Origin of the sequence: Parvularcula maris, assembly GCF_024505085.1 — a bacterium.
Classification (GTDB): Bacteria; Pseudomonadota; Alphaproteobacteria; order Caulobacterales; family Parvularculaceae; genus Parvularcula; species Parvularcula maris.
In genome coordinates this window covers 231142-253937 of record NZ_JANIBC010000004.1, presented here as the reverse complement: position 1 = coordinate 253937, position 22796 = coordinate 231142, and the positions used below count along the sequence as shown (strand labels likewise).

Annotated in this window: 26 protein-coding genes; 12 read left to right on the top strand and 14 right to left on the bottom strand. The window is 65.6% G+C overall.

Going from position 1 to position 22796, the window contains the following annotated elements:
* The first annotated feature begins 119 nt into the window (after positions 1-119).
* Positions 120-356, top strand: coding sequence for a DUF6356 family protein (locus NOG11_RS08175; protein WP_256619240.1), 237 nt, complete (start codon positions 120-122; stop codon positions 354-356).
* Here the strand turns inward: NOG11_RS08175 and NOG11_RS08170 are convergent.
* Positions 353-778, bottom strand: a complete 426-nt coding sequence (locus NOG11_RS08170) for a PaaI family thioesterase (RefSeq protein WP_256619238.1) — start codon at positions 776-778, stop codon at positions 353-355. The genes NOG11_RS08175 and NOG11_RS08170 overlap by 4 nt on opposite strands.
* An 82-nt stretch (positions 779-860) precedes the next feature.
* On the opposite strand from NOG11_RS08170, the gene yaaA reads away from it, so the two are divergent.
* Together yaaA and NOG11_RS08160 are read left to right on the top strand one after the other, a co-directional pair.
* Complete coding sequence (gene yaaA, locus NOG11_RS08165; protein WP_256619236.1) at positions 861-1619, top strand: peroxide stress protein YaaA; 759 nt, start codon at positions 861-863, stop codon at positions 1617-1619.
* A gap of 109 nt (positions 1620-1728) precedes the next feature.
* Positions 1729-2331 carry a type III secretion system chaperone family protein gene (locus NOG11_RS08160; protein WP_256619235.1) on the top strand — a complete coding sequence of 201 codons (603 nt, stop codon included), beginning with the start codon at positions 1729-1731 and terminating at the stop codon, positions 2329-2331.
* Between the two features lie 83 nt (positions 2332-2414).
* Here NOG11_RS08160 and NOG11_RS08155 read toward each other — a convergent pair whose 3' ends face one another.
* Positions 2415-3185: an AIM24 family protein gene (locus tag NOG11_RS08155; protein ID WP_256619234.1), complete on the bottom strand. Its 771-nt coding sequence runs from the start codon at positions 3183-3185 to the stop codon at positions 2415-2417.
* A 223-nt stretch (positions 3186-3408) separates the two neighbouring features.
* On the opposite strand from NOG11_RS08155, the gene pth reads away from it, so the two are divergent.
* From pth to NOG11_RS08125, 6 genes are all read left to right on the top strand, one after another.
* Positions 3409-4104 (top strand): aminoacyl-tRNA hydrolase, encoded by a 696-nt coding sequence (gene pth, locus NOG11_RS08150; RefSeq protein ID WP_256619233.1) that lies wholly within the window; start codon positions 3409-3411, stop codon positions 4102-4104.
* 130 nt (positions 4105-4234) lie between these two features.
* Positions 4235-4642, top strand: a complete 408-nt coding sequence (locus tag NOG11_RS08145) for a hypothetical protein (RefSeq protein ID WP_256619232.1) — start codon at positions 4235-4237, stop codon at positions 4640-4642.
* Positions 4639-6084, top strand: coding sequence for a UdgX family uracil-DNA binding protein (locus NOG11_RS15160; RefSeq protein WP_256619231.1), 1446 nt, complete (start codon positions 4639-4641; stop codon positions 6082-6084). Before NOG11_RS08145 ends, NOG11_RS15160 begins: the two co-directional genes overlap by 4 nt.
* Complete coding sequence (locus NOG11_RS08135) at positions 6081-6410, top strand: RNA-binding S4 domain-containing protein (protein ID WP_256619230.1); 330 nt, start codon at positions 6081-6083, stop codon at positions 6408-6410. Before NOG11_RS15160 ends, NOG11_RS08135 begins: the two co-directional genes overlap by 4 nt.
* Positions 6376-6819 (top strand): tellurite resistance TerB family protein, encoded by a 444-nt coding sequence (locus NOG11_RS08130; RefSeq protein WP_256619229.1) that lies wholly within the window; start codon positions 6376-6378, stop codon positions 6817-6819. The genes NOG11_RS08135 and NOG11_RS08130 overlap by 35 nt, the downstream gene beginning before the upstream one ends.
* A gap of 67 nt (positions 6820-6886) precedes the next feature.
* A complete protein-coding gene (locus NOG11_RS08125) occupies positions 6887-7159 on the top strand; it encodes a CCDC90 family protein (protein ID WP_256619228.1) in 273 nt (90 codons plus the stop codon).
* Positions 7160-8420: 1261 nt separating this feature from the next.
* Here NOG11_RS08125 and NOG11_RS08120 read toward each other — a convergent pair.
* The 7 genes from NOG11_RS08120 to gyrA form a co-directional block, all read right to left on the bottom strand.
* Complete coding sequence (locus tag NOG11_RS08120; protein ID WP_256619227.1) at positions 8421-8864, bottom strand: peptidylprolyl isomerase; 444 nt, start codon at positions 8862-8864, stop codon at positions 8421-8423.
* Positions 8864-9751, bottom strand: a complete 888-nt coding sequence (locus tag NOG11_RS08115) for a peptidylprolyl isomerase (protein WP_256619226.1) — start codon at positions 9749-9751, stop codon at positions 8864-8866. The genes NOG11_RS08120 and NOG11_RS08115 overlap by 1 nt, the downstream gene beginning before the upstream one ends.
* A 58-nt stretch (positions 9752-9809) precedes the next feature.
* Positions 9810-10313: a pantetheine-phosphate adenylyltransferase gene (gene coaD / locus NOG11_RS08110; protein ID WP_256619225.1), complete on the bottom strand. Its 504-nt coding sequence runs from the start codon at positions 10311-10313 to the stop codon at positions 9810-9812.
* 123 nt (positions 10314-10436) lie between these two features.
* Positions 10437-10781, bottom strand: a complete 345-nt coding sequence (locus NOG11_RS08105; protein WP_256619224.1) for a YMGG-like glycine zipper-containing protein — start codon at positions 10779-10781, stop codon at positions 10437-10439.
* 182 nt (positions 10782-10963) lie between these two features.
* Complete coding sequence (locus tag NOG11_RS08100; RefSeq protein WP_256619223.1) at positions 10964-11413, bottom strand: hypothetical protein; 450 nt, start codon at positions 11411-11413, stop codon at positions 10964-10966.
* Positions 11413-11883, bottom strand: a complete 471-nt coding sequence (locus tag NOG11_RS08095) for an Rv1443c family protein (RefSeq protein ID WP_256619222.1) — start codon at positions 11881-11883, stop codon at positions 11413-11415. Before NOG11_RS08095 ends, NOG11_RS08100 begins: the two co-directional genes overlap by 1 nt.
* On the bottom strand, positions 11880-14639 hold the full coding sequence (gene gyrA, locus NOG11_RS08090; protein WP_256619221.1) for a DNA gyrase subunit A: 2760 nt from the start codon (positions 14637-14639) through the stop codon (positions 11880-11882). Before gyrA ends, NOG11_RS08095 begins: the two co-directional genes overlap by 4 nt.
* Before the next feature lie 98 nt (positions 14640-14737).
* Here gyrA and NOG11_RS08085 point away from each other — a divergent pair, with 98 nt between their 5' ends.
* Entirely contained in the window at positions 14738-15355 is a 618-nt protein-coding gene (locus NOG11_RS08085; RefSeq protein ID WP_256619220.1) for a superoxide dismutase family protein, read from the top strand.
* Here the strand turns inward: NOG11_RS08085 and NOG11_RS08080 are convergent.
* The 3 genes from NOG11_RS08080 to NOG11_RS08070 all read right to left on the bottom strand — a co-directional run bounded on the left by NOG11_RS08080 (position 15352) and on the right by NOG11_RS08070 (position 17293).
* Positions 15352-15693, bottom strand: coding sequence for a BrnA antitoxin family protein (locus NOG11_RS08080; protein ID WP_256619219.1), 342 nt, complete (start codon positions 15691-15693; stop codon positions 15352-15354). The genes NOG11_RS08085 and NOG11_RS08080 overlap by 4 nt on opposite strands.
* On the bottom strand, positions 15611-15937 hold the full coding sequence (locus NOG11_RS08075) for a BrnT family toxin (RefSeq protein WP_256619218.1): 327 nt from the start codon (positions 15935-15937) through the stop codon (positions 15611-15613). Before NOG11_RS08075 ends, NOG11_RS08080 begins: the two co-directional genes overlap by 83 nt.
* Before the next feature lie 105 nt (positions 15938-16042).
* Complete coding sequence (locus NOG11_RS08070; RefSeq protein WP_256619217.1) at positions 16043-17293, bottom strand: MFS transporter; 1251 nt, start codon at positions 17291-17293, stop codon at positions 16043-16045.
* A gap of 587 nt (positions 17294-17880) precedes the next feature.
* Between NOG11_RS08070 and NOG11_RS08065 the strand changes: the two genes are divergently transcribed.
* Positions 17881-18558: a hypothetical protein gene (locus NOG11_RS08065; RefSeq protein WP_256619216.1), complete on the top strand. Its 678-nt coding sequence runs from the start codon at positions 17881-17883 to the stop codon at positions 18556-18558.
* A 146-nt stretch (positions 18559-18704) separates the two neighbouring features.
* On the opposite strand, the gene NOG11_RS08060 is transcribed toward NOG11_RS08065, so the two are convergent.
* On the bottom strand, positions 18705-20510 hold the full coding sequence (locus NOG11_RS08060) for a monovalent cation:proton antiporter-2 (CPA2) family protein (protein ID WP_256619215.1): 1806 nt from the start codon (positions 20508-20510) through the stop codon (positions 18705-18707).
* Between the two features lie 210 nt (positions 20511-20720).
* On the opposite strand from NOG11_RS08060, the gene NOG11_RS08055 reads away from it, so the two are divergent.
* Positions 20721-21476, top strand: a complete 756-nt coding sequence (locus NOG11_RS08055; protein WP_256619214.1) for an L-type lectin-domain containing protein — start codon at positions 20721-20723, stop codon at positions 21474-21476.
* Positions 21477-21496: 20 nt separating this feature from the next.
* Here NOG11_RS08055 and aroA read toward each other — a convergent pair whose 3' ends face one another.
* Positions 21497-22786, bottom strand: a complete 1290-nt coding sequence (gene aroA, locus NOG11_RS08050) for a 3-phosphoshikimate 1-carboxyvinyltransferase (RefSeq protein WP_256619213.1) — start codon at positions 22784-22786, stop codon at positions 21497-21499.
* Positions 22787-22796 lie beyond the last annotated feature (10 nt).

The window sequence follows — 22796 nt, the reverse complement described above, 5'->3', positions numbered from 1 at the left end:
TCCTTGCTAGACCGTGGGAAAACAGCCTCGCGCTGTCCCTGTTCCGGCTGGCGCGGGTTTGACGCGGCGGCGCGACAAAGAGGCTCCCCAGAACCGTGCCGCCGTGCTAAGATCACCCCATGTCTTTCGCCGCCGAGACCAGCCTCACCCGCCCGTTCAAGGAGCACCCTGACACTGTGGGTGAGACCTATGTCGAGCACGCTGAAGTGGCGGGCCGCATGGGCGTGGTGATGATCGCGGCCGGCTGCGCCTGCCTCCTCCACGCGGTCTTCCCGTTCCTCTTCACGAGGACCGGCAGCAAGATGATCCGCTGGATGTCGCTGCACGCCCGCAAGCGGCGCCCCGGCAAGGCCTAGCCCTTCGGCATGACATAGGTGACCACGGCGTGGGCGGAGGGCTTCTCCGCGCCTTCCGCACGAAGGCTGACCTCCATCACCGCGGACACCCTCCCCGCCTTCAGCACCTCGGCCTCGGCCAGCACCGCCTCGCCGATGCAGGGGCGGAGGAAGTTGATGTTGAGGTTCGAGGTCAAAGCCATGGGCACGATGCCGGTGACTGTGAAAAGCGCCGCATAGGCGGCATGGTCCGCCATCGCCATCTGCGTCGGCCCTGAGATATAGCCGCCGGGCCTGAGGTGGCCGGCATCGGCGCGAAGGCTCAGCACCAGCCTCCCCCGCTCGGCCAGGGTCACGAGGGGCCGTGCCCCCACCCCCGCGAATCCCTGTTCGAAGAAGGCGTTGAGCTCGTCGGCGGTCACGGCAGAGGCTTGCTCGGTCATTCGCACGGCCTAGGCCCCAGCGCGGCATAAGGGCAAGCCGCTGGGCCTACCCAGGGGCGGGAACCCCCGCTACACCGCTGCCATGCTGATCGTTCTCTCCCCGGCCAAGAACCTCGACTTCGAACCCGCCGACGGGCGCCTCAAGGCGACCGAGCCCCGCTTCATGGACCAGACCGAGAAGCTCGCGGGCGTTCTCAAGAAGAAGTCCGCCGGGCAGATCGGCCAGCTCATGGGCCTATCGGAGAAGCTCTCCTCCCTCAACGCCGAGCGCTACAAGGCGTTCGGCGAGCAGTCGAAGAAGCAGGCGATCCTCGCTTTCAACGGCGATGTCTATCGCGGCTTCGACGCAGGTACTCTCGATGCCGAAGGTCTGCATACGGCGCAGGAGCGGGTGCGCATCCTCTCCGGCCTCTACGGCGTGCTGCGCCCCCTCGATGCCATCGAGCCCTACCGGCTGGAGATGGGCACCAAGCTGAAGGTGGGGCACGGCGAGAGCCTCTACGATTTCTGGGGCAGCCGCCTGTCGGAGAGCCTGGACAAAGAGCTGGGCGGAAAACCCCTCGTCAACTGCGCGTCCAACGAGTATTTCAAAGCCGCCAAGGGACTGAAGGCGCCGGTCGTCACCTGTCAGTTCAAGGAGGAGAAGGACGAGCAGCTCAAGACCCTCGGCCTCTTCGCCAAGGTGGCGAGGGGCCAGATCGCCCGCTTCGCGGTCGATGAGCGTCTGGACCACCCCGAGGGCCTCAAGGACTTCCGCGGCGGTGGCTACCGCTTCCAGCCGAAGCTGTCGGACGAGAAGAGGTACGTCTTTACCCGCCCCCAGCCCGCGAAGAAGGGGTAGGTGCTTATCTCTCCCGCAGGGAGAAATAGGCTCGGAACGTTCCCCACCTCCGACCTTGCAGTGAAGTTCACAAGCGCTTAACCTTGCCCTCTCTTGCAGGAGGGCACCCATGCTTCGTTTGATCGCTGCCGCCGCGGCTCTGGCCGTATCCCTTATCGGCGCAGCCGATGCCTCGAACCTCTCGAACGCTCAAGCGAGGAAGGTGCTGCCCAGCACCGATGCGCGCACCCTCGCGCCGGTCCTGCGCAACGCGGGCTACTACCCCGAGATCATCGAGATGGAGGGCCGGGAGAGCATCGCCATCCGCCACGAGGGCGATGTGATCATGCTGCGCCCGCGCGTCTGCAACCCGAACTGCACGGGCCTTCTGATGGTCGTCGTGATGGAGGGCTCAGCCCCTTCCCAGGCCATCAACGCCTATAACCAGCAGACCCCGGCCACCATGGCCTACACGTTCTCGGGTGCCACGATCCTCTCGCGCTACCTGATCGCCGATCACGGCATCACCGCGGGCACGTTCCTCGTGAACCTCGATGTCTTCAACAAGACCGTCCGCAAGTGGACCCAGAACCGCAACAGCCGCAACGCCATGTCGGTGTCCCTGCTGAGCTCCCTCACCCCGGACGATATCGACCGCGACACGGAGGCCTTCATCACCGCGGTGCGTAAGCGCGGCGAGTTGATCTCCGGCAGGGTTGCGGCGGATTACTGAGTTAAGGTGAGGTAGGGCGGAACGCGAAGCTTTCCGCCGTTCTTCGCTACGACGTTGCACGGCGGTTGGCTTCGCAAACCGCCCTACACGAACAGATCCAGCAGCCCGCCTAAGAAGCCGCCCCCGCCGCTCTCCGGCGGCAGCTCGCTCTGGATCAGCACATCGCCCGCGCCCGTCAGCTTCACGTTCTCCGCCTCGCCGGAGCGCAAGTACTGACCCCCCGTGAAGACCTTGCCGTGGGCATCGAACGTGCCGCGCACGGCAGCGACGTAGTTGGTGTCGACGATCACCGCCCGCTCCCGCGACAGCTCGCGGCGCAGGGTGCGGCCGGGCACCTTCACATAGACCGTGCCCCTCCCCGTCACCTCGGTCAGGGTCCAGAACTCGCGCTTGGCGACCCGGCGCACCGTGAAGGACAGCGCGCCCGTATGCCCCAGATAGAGGGCGGGCTGCAGGAACACCGGCTCGCCTTCCGCCACCTCGAGCCCCAGCACCGTGCCGTGATAGTCGCGGCCCGCGATCACCGTGACCGGCGTCTCCCCCGCCTCAAAACGGTTCGCCCAAAGGTTCTGGCCTGAGAAGAGCCCCAAAAACGGCACCCTTCGCGAGGCGATGCGCCTCGTCGTCATGCCGAAATCGCCGTCGGCGAAGATCAGCGAGGAGCGGCGCACATAGCCCGCCTCGCCCGGCGCCAGGGTCATGGTCAGGACGTGGTTGTCTTGGGTCTTCGCCTGATCCAGCGCCGCCTCGGCTGCCTGCGCCTCCCGCCCCACGATAGGCAGACGGCGCAGCGGGTTCACCTCGCGCACGCGGGCGAGGCTCTTGGTCAGTTCGGGCCGGGTGGGTCTTTTCATAGGCACAGATATAGGAACCGCGCGCTACCGATCACATACCTTCCGTCATTCCGGGGCGCCCGGAGGGTGAGCCCGGAATCCAGAATCGGTCCGGGCTAGGATACCGGGCACAGCGCAAGCAAATGCAACGTTTCGAGTCTGGATTCCGGGCTCCGCTTCGCGTCCCCGGAATGACAAGGCACCCCGCTAGCCTCCATCCCAAACAGAAGCTATTAGGCCGCCCATGTTCTTGATCGTGGGCCTCGGCAATCCGGGCAGTCAGTACCAGGGCAACCGCCACAATGTCGGCTTCATGGCGGTGGACGCCTTGGCCGAGCACGCGGGCGCGCCCTCCTTCCGCTCGAAGTTCCAGGCGGAGGTGACCGAGGCGCGGCTAGGGTCGGAACGCGCGCTGCTGATGAAACCGCAGACCTTCTACAATGACAGCGGGCGGGCGGTGCGTGAGGCCTGCCGCTTCCACAAGATCGAACCTGAGGACGTGCTGGTCCTGCACGACGAGATCGACCTCGCCCCCGCCAAGCTGCGCATCAAGCAGGGCGGTGGGCTGGCAGGGAACAACGGCCTAAAGTCCATCGCCGCCCACCTCTCGCCCGATGTCTGGCGCCTTAGGATCGGCGTCGGCCATCCCGGCCACAAGGACGCGGTGACCAAGCACGTGCTGCGCGACTTCGCCAAGGAAGAGCGCGAAGGCTGGCTAGGCGACTTCCTAGCGCGCATCGGCCCCGCCTCGCAGCACCTCCTTCCGCTGTCGGAGGAAACGGGGCAGCGCTTCATCTCGGCGATCCTGCAACCCGGCGGGAAGGCTGAGAAACCGCCGAAGCCCGAGAAGAAAGCGAAACCGCAAGTCACCACCTCCCCCGCCGCCCCGCCAGGCTCGAAGCTGGCGGAAGCGCTGAAGGGGCTGCTGGGGAAAGAGTAGGGCGGGCGGCGAAGCCGACCGCGTTGGATGCGCGGCGCCCCGGATTGCGCGGTCGGTTTCGCCGCCCGCCCTACGAGCTGTGACCCTCAGAAACTAGACTTCCCGCCCCCTGTTCCCTACATGTTCACCCATGTGGAAGGACCGCAAAAGCTGGGCTGCCGACCAGGCCGCGCGCGATAGAGAGATCGAGAAGCAGCGCGAGCGCGAGAAGAAATCTCGGGAGCGCTCCGCCCGCAACGCCCAGCGCAAGATCGAGCGTCTGCGCCGTGAGCTGGACGAAGCCGGTGAGCTGAACGACTTCGAGGAGAGCTTCGCCGATTCGGTGACCGAGCGTCTGGACCGCTACGGCTCGGCCTTCCAGAACCCAGAGCTCGGCCGCCCCGGCGATGCCCTTTCCGCCAGTCAGAAGCGCGTGGTCGCCGCCATGAAGAAGAAGGCGAAGGAGGCCAAGCGCGCCGCGAAGGAAGCCGAGGCCCACGAGGAGGACGCACCCCCTCCCCCGCCTGCCCGAGGCTTCCGCCCCCGGATCGTTGAGTGAGCGAGGCTCCCCTCAGCCAGAGCCGCGTCGTGACCCTCGCCGCCGAGGATGATGCCGAGGGCTGGAAGCGGCACGCACGCGCGCTTCTCGCGGAAGGCGTGCCGCCGGACGAGGTGGTCTTTCGCACCCGCGGTGAGGGCGATCTCTTCGGCAGCGGTGACGAGCGCGCACCCCTCCGTGGCGCGCCCGTCAAACTCCCTCGCAAAGCCGTCGAGCTGACCAGCACCGCCATCCACCACTCCGACCCATCCCGCTTCTCCCTCCTCTACCGCTTCCTCCACCGCGCCGCCCGCGAGCCCGGCCTCGCCGACAACAAGGCCGATGCGGACACCGCCGCCGTCCATCGGCTGGAGAAAGCCATCCGCCGCGATGCGCACAAGATGCACGCTTTCGTCCGCTTCCGCCTCGTGGGAGAGCAAGACGGCCGCGAGCAGTACGCCGCCTGGTTCGAGCCCGACCATCACATCGTCGAGCGCGAGGCGGGCTTTTTCGTTCGCCGCTTCGCGAACATGGACTGGGCCATCGTGACACCGCGCAAGACGGCGATCTATCGCGGCGGCGAGGTGTTCTTCCGGGAAGGCGGCCGCCGCGAGGACGTGCCGGACGAGGACCAACTCGAGGATGCCTGGCGCGCCTACTACGCCAGCATCTTCAACCCCGCCCGGATCATGACCGACGCGATGCGCGCGGAGATGCCGAAGAAGTACTGGAAGAACCTGCCCGAGGCGAAGCTCATCCCCGAGCTGATCGAGCAGGCACCGAGGAGGGTTGAGAAGATGGTCGCCGCAGCAGCCGCAATCGATCAGTCGAAGATCGCCGCCAAGATGATCCGTGTGGAGCCGAGCTTCAACGACCTTGACAGCCTCCACCGGGCCGTGCGGGAGCATGACGGTGAGGGGCTTACGCCCACCGGCGTCACCCCCGTCCCCGGTGAGGGCCCTCAGGACGCTAGGCTCTTCTTCATCGGCGAGCAGCCCGGCGATCAGGAGGACAAGGAGGGCCGCCCCTTTGTCGGCCCCGCCGGTCAGCTCTTCACTCGGTTCCTCGGTGAGGCCGGGCTGGAGCGGGACGCGGTCTATATCACCAACGCGGTCAAGCGCTTCAACTTCACCCCCCGCGGCAAGCGGCGCATCCACCAGACACCCAAGGCGGGCGAGATCGACGTCTGGGCGCCCTTCCTCCACCACGAGCACCGCCTGGTGCAGCCCGAGGTCACCGTGACCCTGGGCGCTACGGCCCTGCGCGGTTTCTTCGGCCGTCCGGTGAAGCTGGGCGAGGTGCGCGGGGAGGTGATCGAGCTGCCCAAGGATGTCGGCGGCGTCTGCGTGCCCACCTTCCACCCCTCCTACCTCCTGCGCATCGAGGACCCCGGCCAGCGAAAAGTGGAAGAGGGCAAGTTCCTAGCCGACCTCACCCGGGCGAGGGAGCTCGCCGCCGCGTGAGCGAGGGGGAAGAGAGCGCACGCCTCGACAAATGGCTCTGGGCCGTGCGCATCTTCAAGACCCGCGCGCTCGCCGCCAAGATCATCTCAGGCAAGAGCCCCCGTATCGCTCGGAACGGGCAGACCCTGCGCACGGACAAGCCTGGCTTCAAGCTTCGCATCGGCGATCAGGTGACCGTCATGCGCGGGAAGGAGCTTTTCGTGCTTGAGGTGCTGGACCTGCCGGGGCGAAGGGTCTCGGCACCTGAGGCCCAGAGCTGCTACATCAACCACGCCGAAGGGGAAGAGAGCCATGCTCGACCGTCTACTGAACAGCCTACGCGGTAACACTGAACAGTCCGCCGAGGACAAGACGGACGACCTGCCCCGCGCCGTCGCGGCGCTCCTGGTCGAGGCCGCCGCCGCCGATGAGGACTATACCGGCGAGGAGCGCAGCCTGATCCTATCCCTTCTCGAGGACCGCTTCTCTCTGGGTAGGGAGAAAACCGAAGCCCTCCTCGCCGAGGCCGAAGCCGCCCAGGCCGAGGCCAACGACCTCTACCAGTTCAGCCGCGTGGTGAAGGACGGCCTCTCCCGCGAGGAGAAGATGAAGCTCATCGAAGACATGTGGCGCGTGGTCCTCACCGACGACCACCGCGACCCTCACGAAGAGATGGTGATCCGGCGCCTCGTCGGCCTGATCTATCTCGAAGACACCGACAGCGCGGAAGCCAGGCGGCGGGCTGAACGAACCTGATCTAAACCATTCAAATCAAATGCATTTCGCCCTTACGGCATCATTTGTTCTTGCAATGTTCTCATATATGAGTCACACTGACGGTCTGATGAGAACGGGTTTCGAAAAGGCTGAGTTTGTCAGGCGCCTGGAAAGGGTTGGCCTCGACCGGGAGCAGGCGGAGGAGCACATCGCCGTCCTGCGCGACATCGCTGCAGACAATCTGGTGACCAAGCGCGACCTCGCCCGGCTCGACGACCGCTTCATCAGCCTCGAGCAGCGCATGACGATCAAGTTCGGCGTGATGATCGGCGGGGCCGTGGGACTACTGGCGGCGCTGGTGAAGATATTGGGGGGATAGTAGTAGCTCCGTAGGGCGGCTCGCGAAGCGTGCCGCCGTTCCTGGGCGCAACCGCGTCACAGCGGATCACCTATGGTGTTCCGCCCTACGGTCTCCCACTCCTCCTAAAGCCTACACCTCCTTTTTGNGCGAAGCGTGCCGCCGTTCCTGGGCGCAACCGCGTCACAGCGGATCACCTATGGTGTTCCGCCCTACGGTCTCCCACTCCTCCTAAAGCCTACACCTCCTTTTTGCGCCTTCCCATGGTCGCGCAGCGATCCATGGGACCCATCTCCCAACAGCAGGATAGGCGTCGCGAGCAGGAGCTGGGTCCCACGGTCTCAGCTTCGCTACGCCGTGTGAAAGCACCATCGGAAGATCTGGCCCCGTCCCCCTCAGCCTGCCGGCAGCTCCCCCACTGCGTAGGGGAGCGAAGTAGTAAGCCAACGCCGGTCACTGCTTCCCTCCCCCATTCCATGGGGGAGGTGCCCGAAGGGCGGAGGGGGCTGCGGCGTGAGCAACTTATCCCCGCCCTCTCCCCATCCCCTATGTTCCCCCATCGCAGCAGGCGTTCGGGGCGGGAGGCGCCATCCTACCTGGTCTGCTGCCTTGGTGAGGCTTCGGGGCGGGTGGTCCTGGGGGCGGCGCAGCAGATGCTCGTCCGCTTACCGTCTGCCCGCAAGCTGGACCCGAGCAGGGCGAGCTAAGGATTGGCCCCTGTTCAGAGCCTTACCAAGCTGGCGCGCGGCGTAGGGGAATGGGCTCCCCTCATGCCAAAGCACCTTTCACAGTTTCACACCCAAGCTGCGGCAGCGCCGCGCGCCGGGTCCCCGTTCCGATGAACTGTCCGCGACAAGCGGATGCTCGTGCTGCGCGCTCCTACCGTCATCCCGGAAGCCGAAGGCTATCCGGGACCCATGGACCGAGCGCTTCCCCCACGTGCCCCGGACCGAGCGGTTCGTAACGTCCGGCCTTGGGTCCCGTATCCGCTTCGCTGTCCGGGATGACGGCGGTAGGACCATGCGTTGTACCTAGGAAAGGTGGCCGCCTCCGGCGTCCACCCTACGGGCCGTCATTCCGGGGCGCTCGAAGAGCGAGCCCGGAATCCAGAATCGGAATGATAGAAAAAGAAGAACCGCCCGGCAAACCCACCCGGACTAATTCTGGATACTAGGCTCACACTTCGCCTGCTTCAGAATGACCTGTAAGAAAAGCCCTGCCCAAACAAAAACCCGGCTGCCGTCGGCAACCGGGTTCTGAAACCTCAGCAGTCTGAGGAAACTCAGTCCGCCTTGCGGAACTCGAGGATCTTCGTCGGGTTGGCAGGCGGCTCGCCCTTGTTGATGGCGTGGACGTGGTCCATGCCTTCGACCACCTTGCCCCATACCGTGTACTGCTTATCGAGGAAACTGGCGTCGTCGAGGCAGATGAAGAACTGGCTGGAGGCGGAGTTCGGGTCCTGGGCGCGCGCCATGGAGCAGACGCCTTCCTGGTGGCTGACATCGTTGAACTCGGCAGGTAGGTTCTCCGAATAGCCGCCGGTGCCGTCGCCCTTGGGGTCGCCGCCCTGAGCCATGAAGCCGTCGATCACCCGGTGGAAGGTCAGCCCGTCATAGAAGCCGTCCTCGGCGAGCTTGGTGATCTGCGCCACGTGCTTCGGCGCTTTGTCCTCATAGGTCTCGATGACCACGTCGCCCGTTTCGAGCTTCAGCTTGAGCTTACCCATCAGCTAATCCTATCGTCGATGCGCACCGGGACCTTGACCGCGCAGGCGTCAGGGAAGAAGCCGTCCTCGGTCATGTTGCCGGTCTGTTGAAGCCAGGCCTTGAAGGTTTCGCTGTCGGTTCTCAAGACCTCGACCCGCTTTTGTTCACCGGCGGGCAGGTCGCTCATCACCCTCATGCGCAGGATGGGAGTCGGGCGTTCGGGCGGCTCGCCCCGGTTGATGCGGCGCACATTGCGCTCACCGTCGATGATGCGGCCCCAGGCCGTGTACTGCTGATCGAGGGAGCGGCGGTTGTCGGCCAGCATGATGAAGAACTGGCTGTTGGCCGAGTCGGGGTCTCCGGCCCGCGCCATGGACAGCACCTCGGGGCAGTGGAGCGGCCAGGCGCCCACCGCCTCTGTGTTCAGAAACTCCGTCAGCGCCGTGGTCTGGGCACCGATCGGCATGGTGCCGAGAAAACCGATGACCGAGGCTCGGTCGTCGCGGCCCACGGGGATGAAGTTGCCCAGCTTGCCGCGCTCGGTGACGAAACGGCCCTTGAGGTCGGGATAGGTCGAGCCGCCGGTCCCCGTCCCTGTCGGGTCCCCCCCTTGGGCCATAAAGCCGTCAATGACCCGGTGGAAGATCGTGCCGTTGTAGAAGCCGTCGCGGGAGAGCTGCTTGATCCGCTCCACATGGAGCGGCGCGAAGTCGGGGCGCAGCTCCGCGATGGCGGGACCCGACGGCAGGTCGATGACGAGAAGGTTCTCCGGATCGACCTCCTGCCAGACCTCGTCGGGAGCGTTCTGCAGCAGCAGTTCGGCCTCGGTCGGCGGACGCTGCTGGAAAGCCAGGGCGGGAGCGGTGAGGACAGCCGCAGCGGCGGCAAGACAGGCGAAGATACGCATGGTTGTCTGATAGCCGATCACATCTTCGGGCGCTAGCGGCCCGGCGCTTACACGCTGGTCAGGCGGTAAGCTTCGCCTTCAAGGGTTCGGCCACCGCATCGGGGACGAAATGCTCGAAGGAGCCGCCAAGCTTGGCGATCTCCTTGACCAGGCGGCTGGCGATGGACTGGTAGCGGGCGTCGGCCATCAAGAAGACGGTCTCGATGTCGTCGTTCATGGCCGAGTTCATGCCCACCATCTGGAACTCGTACTCGAAGTCCGACACGGCGCGCAGGCCACGGATGATGAGGTTGCAGTTCAGGCTCTCGGCATAGTGGATCAGAAGCCCCTCGAAGGGCTCGACCCGCACCGTGGCCCTCGCCCCCTCCTCGGTCTCGGCGATGGAGGCGCGGACGAGCTCGATCCGCTCCTCCAGGGTGAAGAGTGGGTCCTTGCCCGAGTGCTTGGCTACCCCGATGACCAGCTCGTCGCAGAGCTTCACCGCCCGCTTGATGATGTCGAGGTGGCCGAGGGTGATCGGGTCGAACGTGCCGGGATAGAGGCCGATGAGGGGTTTGGTCATGACCTTGCTAAGGGTGGCTGAAGAAACAACCCCGCCTTGCCACAGCCCGGTCCTGTCGTGAAGGTTTGATGACCGAAAAGACAGATGGGAGGCTCGCTCGGCGAACCTCCCGTCGGAGCTGTGTCAGCTCCTGAACTCGCCATTGGCCCAGAAGGTCTGGCCGGAGCGCTCGTCGAAATAGTACTGACGCTGCGCCTTCTCGTCGAAGAAGAGCTTGCGCTGGGCGTTCTGCCGGCTTTCGAGCTCGCGGTCCTGGGCCTGGCCGCGGGCAGCGCCCGCGCCGCCGCCGAGAACGGCGCCGATGGCCGCGCCCTCCGATGCACCGCCGCCCACGGCGTTGCCGATCAAAGCGCCCGCAGCCGCACCGATCGCCGCGCCGCCGAGGGCGTTGCGCTCCGTGTTGCCGGTAGTAGTGCAGGCGGTGAGCGCCATCAGGCTGACGGCAGACAGGGTCAGAAGTTTGGGCATAGGAGCCTCCGTGACGAAACCTGCCCGCCTGTTCGGACGCTGTGAGCATCCTGTGACAGACGCAAAAGTCACGAGAGTAGGAGCGTAGAGCGTATCGAAGAAAGCTGTCAGCTCACGGTTAAAAGTCGGTAGCGTCGGCAGAGCCCAGCCATCGCTTTTCCCTCCTTACTCTACCGGTTCCCCTAGGAAGCGTTCCGCAGCCTGCGGACGAGCTCGACAATGCCGAAGGCGAGGCCGAGGAAGATCGCGTCTACCCCGCAAAGGGATAGGAGCCGCACCGTCGTCACGCTGCCAGGACCCATGCGCGGCGCCTGCTCGAACCAGGTGTTCATGGCTTCGACAAGCTGGAAGGAGGTGCCGACAAAGCCCACAAGGAAGACGATCGCCGACAGGGCGACGAACAGCTGCATGCGCCAGCGATGGCGATGGGCGGCCGCAACGACCGCGCTGATCAGTATCAGAACGCAGGAGAAGAACGTGATCGCGGCGAAGGCGTTGGCGAAGGCGAGATAGGCCCTCCCCTCATCATCCGGCGCATAGGGCCAGATGGCGCCCGTGAAGCTCAGCACCGCGATGGCGAGCGCACCGCTGGCGGCGGCGATGCCGATCAGGGGGCGGAGCGCTTCCCCCATCAAACCCGTCCGTAGTCGAAGCTCTTGCTGACAAGCTCGCGCCACCGGGCTTGCCGATGGGTGTAGAACCGCTTTGAAAACGCTGCGACCAAAGGGGTGCGCAAGCCCGCATCAAGGTCCAGCTGGTCCTCGTAATAGGCGGCCTGCCCCTCCGGCCTGATGGTGATGAGGTGGTCCCAGCGTTTGATCGAAGGGCTGTGGCCGTTGTCTCGCAGAAAGCGCGAGCTTCCTTCGGGGGCGGGGCGCGAGATCGAGATCGTCTGCCGCCCGATCGGCAGTGCGCCGCCCAGCTTCATGGAGGCCAGGTAGTCCCCGTCATCCCAGACCTTCGGCCAAACCGAAGGCTCGACCGGGGTGAAGGAGAGAAACGGTCTGGCCACGTATTGATGAAGCCGAGGTGTGTTCACGTGCTGCCAGACCAGGTCCGGCTTCGCGTCGAGCAGGGTAGAGATGGTCAGCCTGCGGCTCACTCCTCCACCGCCTCCGCCTCTTCGCCGGTCTCGCCGACACCTTCCACGCTGACCACCTTCTCGCCCTCGCGGGTGTTGATGATGGTGACCCCTTGGGTGTTGCGGCCAGCGATGCGGATGTCGTCCACCGGGGTGCGGATGAGCTGGCCGCCATCGGTGACGAGCATGACCTCCTCGCCGTCCTCCGCCGGGAAGCTGGCCACCACGCGGCCGTTCCGTTTGGAGGTGACGATGGCGATGATGCCCTTGCCGCCGCGCCCTGATGTTCGGTACTCGAACGACGAGGTCCGCTTGCCGTAGCCGTTCTCAGTCACGGTGAGGATGAAGGTCTCCGCGGCCGCCATCGACGCGATGCGCTCGGAGCTGAGGGCCGCTTCGGCGCCTTCCTCTTCTGAACCCTCGGTCTCGCCGTCACCTGCCGCGCGCCGCATGGCGGCGGCGTGCTTGAGATAGGCCCTTGCCTCCTCAGGCGTCGCATCGAAGTGGCGGATGATCGACATGCCGATCACCTCGTCGCCGTCGGCCAGCCTGACGCCGCGCACACCCGTGGAGGTCCGCCCGCTGAACACCCGAACTGCGTCCACGGGGAAGCGGATGGCCATGCCCTCGGCGGTGGTCAGGAGCACATCGTCCTGGCCGCCGCGCGCGAGGCGCACACCGACCAACTCGTCACCCTCGTCGAGCTTCATGGCGATCTTGCCGGCGCGGTTGATGTTCTCGAAATCCGAGAGCTTGTTGCGGCGGACGCCCCCCGAGCGGGTGGCGAAGACGAGCTCGGTGCTCCCCTCATCCTCCGGCATCGGAAGGATCACGTTGACCCGCTCCCCCTGCTCCAGCGGCAGGAGGTTGACGAAAGCCTTGCCGCGCGAGGTCGGCCCGCCCTCTGGCAGACGCCAGAGCTTGAGCCGGTAGACCATGCCGCGGTCGGTGAAAAAGAGAAGGTTCGTATGCGTGTTGCCGACGAAAAGCTGGCTGACGAAATCCTCGTCCTTCATCGACATGCCCGAGCGGCCCTTGCCGCCCCGGCGCTGGGCCCGGTAGGTGGAGAGCGGCGTGCGCTTGACGTAGCCAGAGTGGCTGACGGTCACCACCATATCCTCGCGGGTGATGAGGTCCTCGTCCTCCATCTCCACTGCGTCGATGAACTCCGAGCGGCGGGGGGTGGCGAACTTCTCGCGCACCTCGTTCAGCTCGTCGGTCACGATCTGCAGCACGCGGCCGCGGTTGGAGAGGATGTCGAGATAGTCCTCGATCTCGCCCGCCAGCTTCTTCAGCTCGTCGCCGATCTCATCGGCACCAAGTGCGGTGAGGCGCTGCAGGCGCAGGTCGAGAATGGCCCTCGCTTGCGTCTCGGAGAGCTTCAGCGTTCCGTCATCGGAAAGCTTGTGGCGGGGGTCCGCCACCAAGCGAATCAGCGGGGCCATGTCCGCCGCTGGCCAGGAACGCGCCATCAAGGCTTCGCGGGCCTCGGCAGGGGTCTGCGAAGCGCGGATGAGGCGCACCACCTCGTCGATGTTGGCCACCGCGATGGCGAGGCCGGTCAGGACATGGGCGCGGTCGCGGGCCTTGCCGAGATCGTGCTTGGTCCGCCTGGTGATCACCTCCTCGCGGAAAGCGATGAAGCTCATCAGCACCGAGCGGAGGCTCATTTGTTCAGGACGGCCACCGTTGAGCGCCAGCATGTTGACGCCGAAGGAGGTCTGAAGCGGGCTCTGCTTGTAGAGGTTGTTTAGCACCACCTCGGCATTGGCGTCGCGTTTCAGCTCGATGACCACGCGGATACCGTGACGGTCGCTCTCATCGCGGAGGTCCGCAATGCCCTCGATCTTCTTCTCACGGACGAGAAGCGCGATCTTCTCCACCATGGCCGCCTTGTTCACCTGGAACGGCACTTCCGAGACGATGATGGCGTAGCGGTCCTTCCTGATCTCCTCGATCTCCGTCCGCCCGCGCATGACGACCGAGCCGCGGCCTGTCATCAGGCCTGACCGGGCGCCGGACTTGCCGAGGATCTGCCCGCCCGTGGGAAAGTCAGGACCCGGCACGATCTCGAGAAGGCGCTCGTCCGAGGTCTCGGGATCCTCGATCAGGGTCGTGGTCGCCTCGATGATCTCGCCGAGATTGTGCGGCGGGATGTTCGTCGCCATGCCGACGGCGATGCCCCCTGCCCCGTTGACCAGCAGGTTCGGGAAGCGCGCGGGCAAACAGACCGGCTCCTTGCGCTCACCGTCATAGGTGTCCTGGAAGTTGACCGTGTCCTTCTCGATATCGGCGAGAAGCGACATGGCCGGGTGGTCCATGCGGCACTCGGTGTAGCGCATGGCGGCGGGGGGGTCGTTGTCGATCGAGCCGAAATTGCCCTGCCCGTCGATCAGCGGCAGTCGCATGGAGAAGTCCTGGGCCATCCGCACCAGCGCGTCATAGACCGCCGTATCGCCGTGGGGGTGATACTTACCGATCACGTCGCCGACCACGTTGGCGGACTTCTTGTGCTTCTTGTCCGGCGTGAAGCCGTTCTGGTGCATCGACCAGAGGATACGCCGGTGCACGGGCTTGAGGCCGTCGCGCGCATCGGGGATGGCGCGGCTGACGATCACGCTCATGGCGTAGTCGAGATAGCTGCGCTCCATCTCGCCGGAGATCGAGACGGTGCTCACGCCGGGGGGAAGCTCGGCGGGGAGCATGTTCTCGGGCGCCACTTCACCTAGGTCGTCGGGGGAACCGGTTTCGGGGATGTCGTCTTCGTTATCGGCCACGGGGCGCTTTCGCTGTCATTCGGTGTTCATGAATCAAGTGGCCACGCGTTAGCAGTCTTCGCCAGCGACCGCCACACGGTGTTTGAGAGGAGCCTCCCATGCGTAAACCCCTTGTTCTGTCAGCAATTCTTCCGGTTCTCATCGCCTGCGGCGGAGGGGAGAGCGATGCAGCATCCGGCAGCCAGGAGGTGCCCGAGGTGGTGCTCGAGGGACCTCAGACGTCCCCTGAGGGCGAGACGCGCTCCCAGGAGTTCACCCCGCCTCCAGTGGCACCGGACGAGATGCAGACCGCCGACATCGTCGGCACGGACGGGGAGGTCATTGGCCAGGCCGAGCTGCGCGCAGGCGCGAACGGCATGGTGATCCGCCTCGACGCCTCAGGCATTCCCGAAGGCTATCACGGCGTCCACCTGCACCAGGTCGGCGACTGCTCCGACGCAGCCGAGGGCTTCAAGGCGTCGGGCAGCCACATCAATATCGACGACAACGTCCACGGCCTTCTCAACCGCCAGGGCTACCACACAGGCGCGGACTTCCCGAACAGCTATGCCGGTGCGGAGGGGCTGCGCGCCGAGATCTTCGCGGGCGGCCTTCTCCTTGACCAGGCCAGGGACGAGGACGGCTTCGCCCTCATCATCCACGAGAACGAGGACGACCACATCACCCAGCCCATCGGCGGCGCCGGCGGCAGGATCGCCTGCGCGGCGTTCGACTAAACGGAGCGCCCGGCGAGGGGCGGCTCGGGCGGGATGTCGTCCGTACTAGCCGTCTCTCGCCCATGATGCGCTTCGTAGAAGGCCCGTAGGACCATGTTCATGCGGGTCAGGTGCCCACTGCCCTGCGCCTTGAACCAGTCGAGAACGTCCCGGTCCACGCGCAGGCTGACCGGTGTCTTCTCGTGTAGGCGGGAGAGAGGAACCGCCTCCTCCCAGAAGCCTTCCGGCACGGGATAGCGAGGAGCGTCTTCCGCGTCAGGACGGATCTCTCCCCTCTTCCGCATCGCCTTCAGCTCTTCCAGCGTAGCGCTTTTGATATTTTCGTCGGCTTTCGTCATTGAGCCTCCAAGCGGTGATCAGATGGATCACCTCGCCCCGCCGCGTATAGGTCAGATGGTACCATACGCCCTCCGATGAGGGACCGACGGCATTGAACCGCTCTTCACCGTAGTCCTGCCGGTCATCTCGGCGACCAACCGTCCGCTCGGGATAGAGAAACATCTCCGCAGCCGCGAGTAGATCGACGCCTCGCTCCTCATAGACCTTCGCGCGCTTTTCCTCGTTCCAAGTGAGCTGTATCATGAGGGGCTCCTCGAAGAAGATTGATCATCGTGTTCCTCTTTTTGGTTCCGGCCTCTCACAACCGTGCTTTCGCGTTCGCATCATTCATCTATCGTATATACGATGTCAAGCGCTCGGTGATGACTCCCGCGGCCTTTCGTCCTCAGCCACCCTCGGGTCGAGCTCGAAGGTAGTGGGCTGCTGTCTTGTGACGAGGACGTAGCTGCCGGCGTCCTGGGGGGCGGGGCGGCTGGCCAGGCGGACGAGGCCGAAGACCGTCAGCGTGAGGTAGATGGCCCCGATCCACCAGAAGAGCGCTGCGGAGCCGAACAGGCCGATGAGCTGGCCCGCGATGAGGGGGCCGAAGGCGGCGGCGCTGCCGAAGAGAAGGAGCAGCGCACCGTTGACGGAGACCGCCTCCCCCGGCTCGGCATGGTCGTTGGCGTGAGCGACGATGAGCCCGAAATTGGGCACCGCCGCAGCCCCGAAGAGAAGGCCGCTCGCGATTAGCGCGGGCACCCCGAGACCGGCGATGACGGGCAGGAAGGCGGCGATCACGAGGGCCAGCGCGCTCATCCCAATCAGCACGTAGCGCCGGTCGGTCCGGTCGGAGAGGTAGCCGATCGGGAACTGCGCGAGGGCTCCGCCGAAGATCAGCGCTCCGATGAAGTACCCCGTCACATCCGCCCTGTAGCCCAGCCCCGTCACGAAGAGCGGCGACATCGCCCAGTAGGAGCTCGCGGCCAGACCCACCAGCGCCGAGCCCGCGGCCGCCAGCGGCGAGACGCGCCAGAGCTTGCGCAGGTTCAGCTTGGCGGAGCTCGGCACGGTGGGCGCGCTTACGCGGGTCAGCGCCACGGGCACGAGGGCGAAGCTGATGAGGATCGTCAGTACGCCGAAGGGCACGAAGCTTCTGGGATCAAAGAGGGGCAGGATGGCCTGGAACAGGGTGGCGGAGGTGAAGTCAGTGATCCGGTAGATCGACAGCACCTTGCCCCGGTTCTCGTTGGTGGCGCGGTCGTTGAGCCAGCTCTCGATGATCATCTGGATGCCGGCGAAACAGAAACCCGTGACGAGCCGGGAGGGAATCCAGAACCAGCTCTCCACGATGAGCGCATGCCCCATGGCGGCGGCGCTGGCGATAGAGGCGAAGGCGGTGAACGCCCTGATATGGCCCACATCGCGGATCATCGCGGGGGCCTTTCGGCAACCGGCGACGAAGCCGACATAGTAGGCGGTGAGAAGAAGAGCGATCTCCGTCGCGCCAAACCCCTCCAAGGTCCCCCTCACCCCCAGTAGCGTCGAGTGCATCCCGTTGCTCCCCACTAGGAGGGCGGCGGCGAGAAGAAGGGATAGCAGAGGAAGAGCCGTGCGCATGGGCGGGGCGATGGCGCCAAACCCGTCCGTCTGCAAGCCTCTAGATGCTGTCGTTTATCACGAAGCCCAGCCGAGGGTCGGCTTCGAACGAGGCGCGCGGTCCCCCCTTTAGAAGTGCACGCTGGCTCATCTCTCCCTCCGGGAGAGATCGACATCTATGATGTCGAGTGAGGGCTAGTAGCAGACTAACCTGAGTGCAATGAACGCCCTCACCCGAAGCCTGCTGACGCAGCCTTCGACCTCTCCCGAAGGGAGAGGTAGGGGCGGCGCTGATTTGCTAGACAGACCCACAAACCAGCCATCTGCCCACGAAGCCTATCAACCTCGACAGCCCCTGCGGCGGGAAGCTGCCGGACCGGTTTGCCGTTGACCGAACCGCCCTGCCGATTAGCATCTCAGCCGAGGAAGAGAAAAGGGAGCCGACGGGCGGAAGCTCCGCTCGGCATCGAACCAATGGGCAGGTTGAAACTGATGATCCTGGCAGCCATCCCGCTAGGCGACTGCGAAGGCCAAGACCATGTTGTGCAAACCAGCCGATCATGCCGCCCTTTACTTTTAGCTTGAACCGGCAGGGTTAGGGGGTCGTCATGCTGCGCTTTCGGGAGGAACAGGGCGTTCTCGTCTTCGAGGACACGGAAGAAGAGGTGCGCCAGGACGTGGCGAAGGACGACCGGACGATGCTTGTCTTCCTCCTCGTGTTCCTGGTCGCGGGTTTCTGCCTCTTCCAGTTCGGGTTCGTCCTGTCCGGAACCTTGACGGGGACCGGCTGGTGGGCTGCTTCGGTTTTTCTTGCGGTGATGCTTCTCCTCGTCGCCAGGCAGTTCCTGCGCACAAACCAGCAGCGTTTCGAAGAAACCGGCTACCTCCTCGGCTACAGGCTGGACCCTGAGAACGACCGCTTCCTCATCCGCCGGGTTCTCGCGAAGGGGACGGACGAGGATGAGCTCGCGCTGCCTGACCTCAGGGCCGTCTATCTCGGCTATGGCGGCAGCGAGGACGCGCCGCGCCCATGGCCCTACGCCGTCATCTTCGCCTTCAAGCGGGATATTCTCTTCGACAAGACCCGCTACGCCACCTTCGACGTCTCGGCGAAGCTCGAAGCCATAGGGGCCTACCGCCGTACCCGCGACGTGCTCGCCCCCCGCTACCCCCCGATCAAGTTCAAGGACCAGCGCACACCGGAGGACCAGCACCGCTGGCCCTCGCAGGAGAAGAACGCAGCGGTCCTGACACGCTCCGCCGCCATACCCCGCCACCGGCGGTGAGGCGGATGATTTTGCGAAGGTAAAGCCGTCGCTTAACCCCCGGACACCTCCCGCTACTGTAGCCTTCTTAGCCTTAGGAAAGATGCCTCACCGTTCGCTATGGAGAAACGATGCGAGACAAACGGCTATCCACTTCGATAGGAGACCTAAGCATCCTCCGGCACCAGCTCTTCGCGGCGCTCGTGCTTCTCCGCCTTCTTGTGCTTGGTCCTGGCGTGGAACGGCTCGTCCAGGCGCTCCTGGCCTGAGTGGTGGTCGCCCGCTTTCTGGGCCATGAGGCGGTCGCGGTCGCGGTCTCTGAACTCGGCTTCGATCTCGCCGATCATGCCGTCGCTGAGGCCCAGGAAGCCCAGGGTCCGCTTGGCCATGAGGACGGCGCTCTCGAAGGTCTCGCGGATGATGATGTCGATCTCCTCGTCCATCAGCTCCATCTCGTGCAGGCGGTCATAGGCGCTGACGATGATCTTCACCTTCGGGCAGCGCTCGCGCAGGGCGGCGACGGCGGGGGCGACCACTTTCGCGTCGTCGATGGCGAACACCACCGCGTTGGCCCTGGTCGCGCCTGCACCCACCAGAAGATGCATGTCCGTTCCGTCGCCGTAGAAGACCTTGGCGCCGAAGGCTCTGGCCGTCTCGATCCGGACGGGGTCGTTGTCGATGGCGGTGACCGAGACCTTGGAGCCGCGCAGGATCTGGGTGACGATCTGGCCGACCCGGCCGTAGCCCACCACCAGAACCTCGCCCTCCTCGTCCTCCGGCGCATCGGGCGTGGGGACGGAGGTCTTCGTCCGTACCCGGCTGAGCGCCATCATGATGAGGGGGGTCGCCACCATGGAGAGGGTGATCACGGAAGAAGAGATCGTCGCGAACTCGTTGTCGAAGATGCCGCGGCCCACGCCGAGCGAGAAGACCACGAAGCCGAACTCGCCGCCCTGGCTGAGGACGCCGCCGACCTTCAACGCCTCGGTATGTTTCGAGCCGAACATCCGCACCAGGAGGTAGAGGACGCCGCCCTTGAAGATGATGAGGGCTGCAGCTCCAAGAAGCACGATCCACCAGTTGGCGAGCATCACACCCAGGTCGAGCTGCATCCCCACGCCGATGAAGAAGAGGCCGAGCAGCAGCTCGCGGAAGGGCTCGATATCGGCCTCGATCTGATGCTTGAACGAGCTCTCCGCCAGGAGCACCCCGGCCAGAAATGCACCGAGCGCCATGGAGAGCCCGGCTTCGGCCAGAAGGAGCGCCGTGGCGGCGACGACGAAGAGGGCCGCCGCCGTGAACGCCTCCCGCGAGCCCGAGACGGCGACGAGGCGGAAATAGCGGTTGAGGAGGAAGCGACCGACGAGGATCAGCAGGATCAGCGCACCGATGGCCTGCACGATCACGAGCGGGTCCATGGACGCTCCCTCCTCGCCGGACTGGCCCCGCGCGACGAAGGGGATGGCGGCGAGAAGCGGGATGACAGCGATGTCCTGGAACAGGAGGACCGAGAAGGCTTTGGTGCCGAAGGGCGTGTTGAGCTCCCCTCGCTCCTCCAGGAGGCTGAGGGCGAAGGCGGTCGAGCTGCAGGCCAAGGCGAAACCGGCGATGAAGGCAGGCCCCCTCGGCAGCCATCCGAAGGTCTCGAAGGCGAAGCCGATGCAGGTCCCGGTCACCAGCATCTGCAGGAGGCCGAGCCCGAAGATCGTGCGCTTGAGCGACCAGAGCCTAGGCGCGCTCAATTCTAGGCCGATGACGAAAAGGAACAGCACCACGCCGAGCTCGGCGATCTGGGATACGCCGTCCCCGGACGATAGAAGCCCCAGCGCGTGAGGGCCGAACAGGACCCCCGCCGCCAGGAAGCCGAGGATCGTGCCGAGCTTGAGCTTCTTGAAGATGGGCACGGCGACGGTGGTCGCACCGAGATAGATCGCGGCATCGACAAGAAACTCAGAACCACCAGCCGCTGCCATCTCTACCCTCTCGACGCACTTCCGCTTCTTATGAACGAGATTGGTTAAGATCGCCACGTGCGCCGCTGCACACGAGCGCGTCAATCAAGGCTCCGCGACCCGCTCGGGCGGTTAATCCTAACAAACGCTTGTACCGTCTGGGACATTGTTACTTAGTCTCACAGAAGCGAGGAGGCGCGGGCAGGAACTTCATCCAGAAAAGGGGAACCCATGAAACAGATCCTTGCCCTGACGGCCTCGGTTGCCGTCATCGCCTCCGCCGCCGCGAACGCCGCGCCGGTCAGCTTCCCGTCGATGACCACGAACGGCGTCGCCACTACGAGCCAGACCGAGATCGTGCTCACCAATAATGGCGGCAACCAGGCGGGCAGCGCCTGGACCACCGGCTACACGGTCGACGCCTCCACCACCTTCTCCGCCAGCTTCAGCTTCGTCTCCAACGGGGAGGCCGACGGCATCACCTTCACCGTGCAGGGCGAGGGCCCGAGCGCCATCGGTCAGAGCGGCGGCAATCTCGGCTATCTCGGCATCACCGACGCGGTCGCCGTCGAGTTCGACACTTTCGATAACGGCCCCGGCGGCCGCTACGGCGACCCCAACGGCAACCATATCAGCATTATCGACGGCTCGACCGTTGGCGCGACGGCCACCCCCAGCTTCACCATCGAGGGCTCGGCCACCCGCTACGGCTGGGTCGAGTATGACGGCGCGACGCTCTCGGTCTTCGCATCGGACAGCGCCGCCAGGCCCACGGCGCCGATCCTGACCCAGCTCATCGACCTCACCGATCTTGGCTCGGTGGTCTATTTCGGCTTCACGGGGGGTACGGGCAGCGATGTCTCGCGCCAGACGATCTTGAGCTTCGACCTCGAGGTGGACACGGACGCCGTGCCGGTTCCGGCGGCGGCCTTCCTGTTCGCCCCCGTGGCTCTCGGTGCCGCCCTGCGGCGTCGCCGCGCCAAGTAACCCTCCGCTGACCGGGGGGTTCAGGAGCTGAGCCTAGCGCCCGCACCCCTCATCAGCTCGGCAAAGCTTGGAAAGCTCGTGCCGATCGCGTCGGCGCCCTGGACCTCCATGGGCGCCTTCGCTCCCATCCCCAGGACCGCCGCCGCCATACCGATGCGGTGGTCGTGATCGGTCTCGACGGTGCCTCCGCCAGGCACCTTGCCGCCCGTTCCGTCGATCTCCAGCCAGTCCTCTCCGGTGCGGCAGGAGACGCCCCCCGCCCTCAGCAGCGCTGCCGTGGCGGCCAGGCGGTCGCTCTCCTTCACCTTGAGTTCCTCGAGCCCCTCAATCCTCGTGACACCCTCGGCGAAGGCCGCCGCCACGGCGAGCACCGGTATCTCGTCGATCATGTCAGGGACCTCGGAGGCCTCGATCCGCACCCCCTTCAGGGCGGAGGAGGTGACGGTCAGGTCGGCGACCTCCTCCCCTCCCGATGAGCGCCGGTTCGCCTCCGTGATCCGCGCTCCCATCCGGCGTAGCGAGCCGAAGAGCCCCGTTCGGCGGGGGTTCAGCATGACCTCGTCGAGGCGAAGCTCCGAACCGGGCATAATGAGCGTCGCCACCATCGGGAAGGCCGCCGAGGAGGGGTCGGCGGGCACGCTCAGCGTCTGCCCCATGAGCCTCGCGCCGGGCCGCAGCTCGATGCGGTGGCCATCGGTTTCGAGGTCCGCCCCGAAGGCCTTCAGCATCGTCTCGGTGTGGTCGCGTGTGGGTACGGTCTCGCGGATCACGACGGGCCCGTCCGCGCCGAGCCCTGCCAGCAGCAGCGCCGACTTCACCTGCGCCGAGGCCACTGGCATGTCGTAGGTGAAGCTCTTGATCTTCGACGCATGGATCGTGACCGGCAGCCTGCCGTCGCGGCTCTCGGCGCGAAGGCCCATGGCCATGAGCGGCTCCAGCACTCGGCTCATGGGCCTTCGCGACAGGGAGGGGTCGCCGACGAAGCGCGCCTCCGCCGCCTGCCCCGCGACGAGGCCCATCAGAAGCCTCGCGCCGGTGCCCGCATTGCCGAGGTCCAGCGCCCGCTCGGGCCTCCGCCAGCCCTGCTGGCTGACGGTGAACAGCCCGCCGCGCCGCTCCACCCGGACGCCGAAGGCGCGAAGAGCCGAGGCCGTGCTCATCACGTCGCCCGCCTCTAAGATACTGGCGATCCTTGTTACCCCTTGCGCCACCGCGCCCAGCATCAGCGCCCGGTGGCTCATGCTCTTGTCGCTCGGCACGCGCATGGTGCCCCTCAGCGGACCCGACGGATGGGCGGTGAGTACGGTCATGGAGCTTCCC

Excerpts from the sequence above, each read along its gene's own strand:
- coaD (WP_256619225.1), bottom strand. The coding sequence starts at position 10,313 with ATGACCAAACCCCTCATCGGCCTCTATCCCGGCACGTTCGACCCGATC.
- NOG11_RS08105 (WP_256619224.1), bottom strand. The coding sequence starts at position 10,781 with ATGCCCAAACTTCTGACCCTGTCTGCCGTCAGCCTGATGGCGCTCACC.
- NOG11_RS08060 (WP_256619215.1), bottom strand. The coding sequence starts at position 20,510 with ATGGCAGCGGCTGGTGGTTCTGAGTTTCTTGTCGATGCCGCGATCTAT.
- NOG11_RS08115 (WP_256619226.1), bottom strand. The coding sequence starts at position 9,751 with ATGCGTATCTTCGCCTGTCTTGCCGCCGCTGCGGCTGTCCTCACCGCT.
- NOG11_RS08130 (WP_256619229.1), top strand. The coding sequence starts at position 6,376 with ATGCTCGACCGTCTACTGAACAGCCTACGCGGTAACACTGAACAGTCC.
- NOG11_RS08120 (WP_256619227.1), bottom strand. The coding sequence starts at position 8,864 with ATGGGTAAGCTCAAGCTGAAGCTCGAAACGGGCGACGTGGTCATCGAG.
- NOG11_RS08100 (WP_256619223.1), bottom strand. The coding sequence starts at position 11,413 with ATGGGGGAAGCGCTCCGCCCCCTGATCGGCATCGCCGCCGCCAGCGGT.
- pth (WP_256619233.1), top strand. The coding sequence starts at position 3,409 with ATGTTCTTGATCGTGGGCCTCGGCAATCCGGGCAGTCAGTACCAGGGC.
- NOG11_RS08155 (WP_256619234.1), bottom strand. The coding sequence starts at position 3,185 with ATGAAAAGACCCACCCGGCCCGAACTGACCAAGAGCCTCGCCCGCGTG.
- NOG11_RS08175 (WP_256619240.1), top strand. The coding sequence starts at position 120 with ATGTCTTTCGCCGCCGAGACCAGCCTCACCCGCCCGTTCAAGGAGCAC.
- NOG11_RS08125 (WP_256619228.1), top strand. The coding sequence starts at position 6,887 with ATGAGTCACACTGACGGTCTGATGAGAACGGGTTTCGAAAAGGCTGAG.
- NOG11_RS08075 (WP_256619218.1), bottom strand. The coding sequence starts at position 15,937 with ATGATACAGCTCACTTGGAACGAGGAAAAGCGCGCGAAGGTCTATGAG.
- NOG11_RS08055 (WP_256619214.1), top strand. The coding sequence starts at position 20,721 with ATGAAACAGATCCTTGCCCTGACGGCCTCGGTTGCCGTCATCGCCTCC.
- NOG11_RS08085 (WP_256619220.1), top strand. The coding sequence starts at position 14,738 with ATGCGTAAACCCCTTGTTCTGTCAGCAATTCTTCCGGTTCTCATCGCC.
- NOG11_RS08145 (WP_256619232.1), top strand. The coding sequence starts at position 4,235 with ATGTGGAAGGACCGCAAAAGCTGGGCTGCCGACCAGGCCGCGCGCGAT.
- NOG11_RS08070 (WP_256619217.1), bottom strand. The coding sequence starts at position 17,293 with ATGCGCACGGCTCTTCCTCTGCTATCCCTTCTTCTCGCCGCCGCCCTC.
- NOG11_RS08065 (WP_256619216.1), top strand. The coding sequence starts at position 17,881 with ATGCTGCGCTTTCGGGAGGAACAGGGCGTTCTCGTCTTCGAGGACACG.
- yaaA (WP_256619236.1), top strand. The coding sequence starts at position 861 with ATGCTGATCGTTCTCTCCCCGGCCAAGAACCTCGACTTCGAACCCGCC.
- NOG11_RS08170 (WP_256619238.1), bottom strand. The coding sequence starts at position 778 with ATGACCGAGCAAGCCTCTGCCGTGACCGCCGACGAGCTCAACGCCTTC.
- aroA (WP_256619213.1), bottom strand. The coding sequence starts at position 22,786 with ATGACCGTACTCACCGCCCATCCGTCGGGTCCGCTGAGGGGCACCATG.
- NOG11_RS08080 (WP_256619219.1), bottom strand. The coding sequence starts at position 15,693 with ATGACGAAAGCCGACGAAAATATCAAAAGCGCTACGCTGGAAGAGCTG.
- NOG11_RS08160 (WP_256619235.1), top strand. The coding sequence starts at position 1,729 with ATGCTTCGTTTGATCGCTGCCGCCGCGGCTCTGGCCGTATCCCTTATC.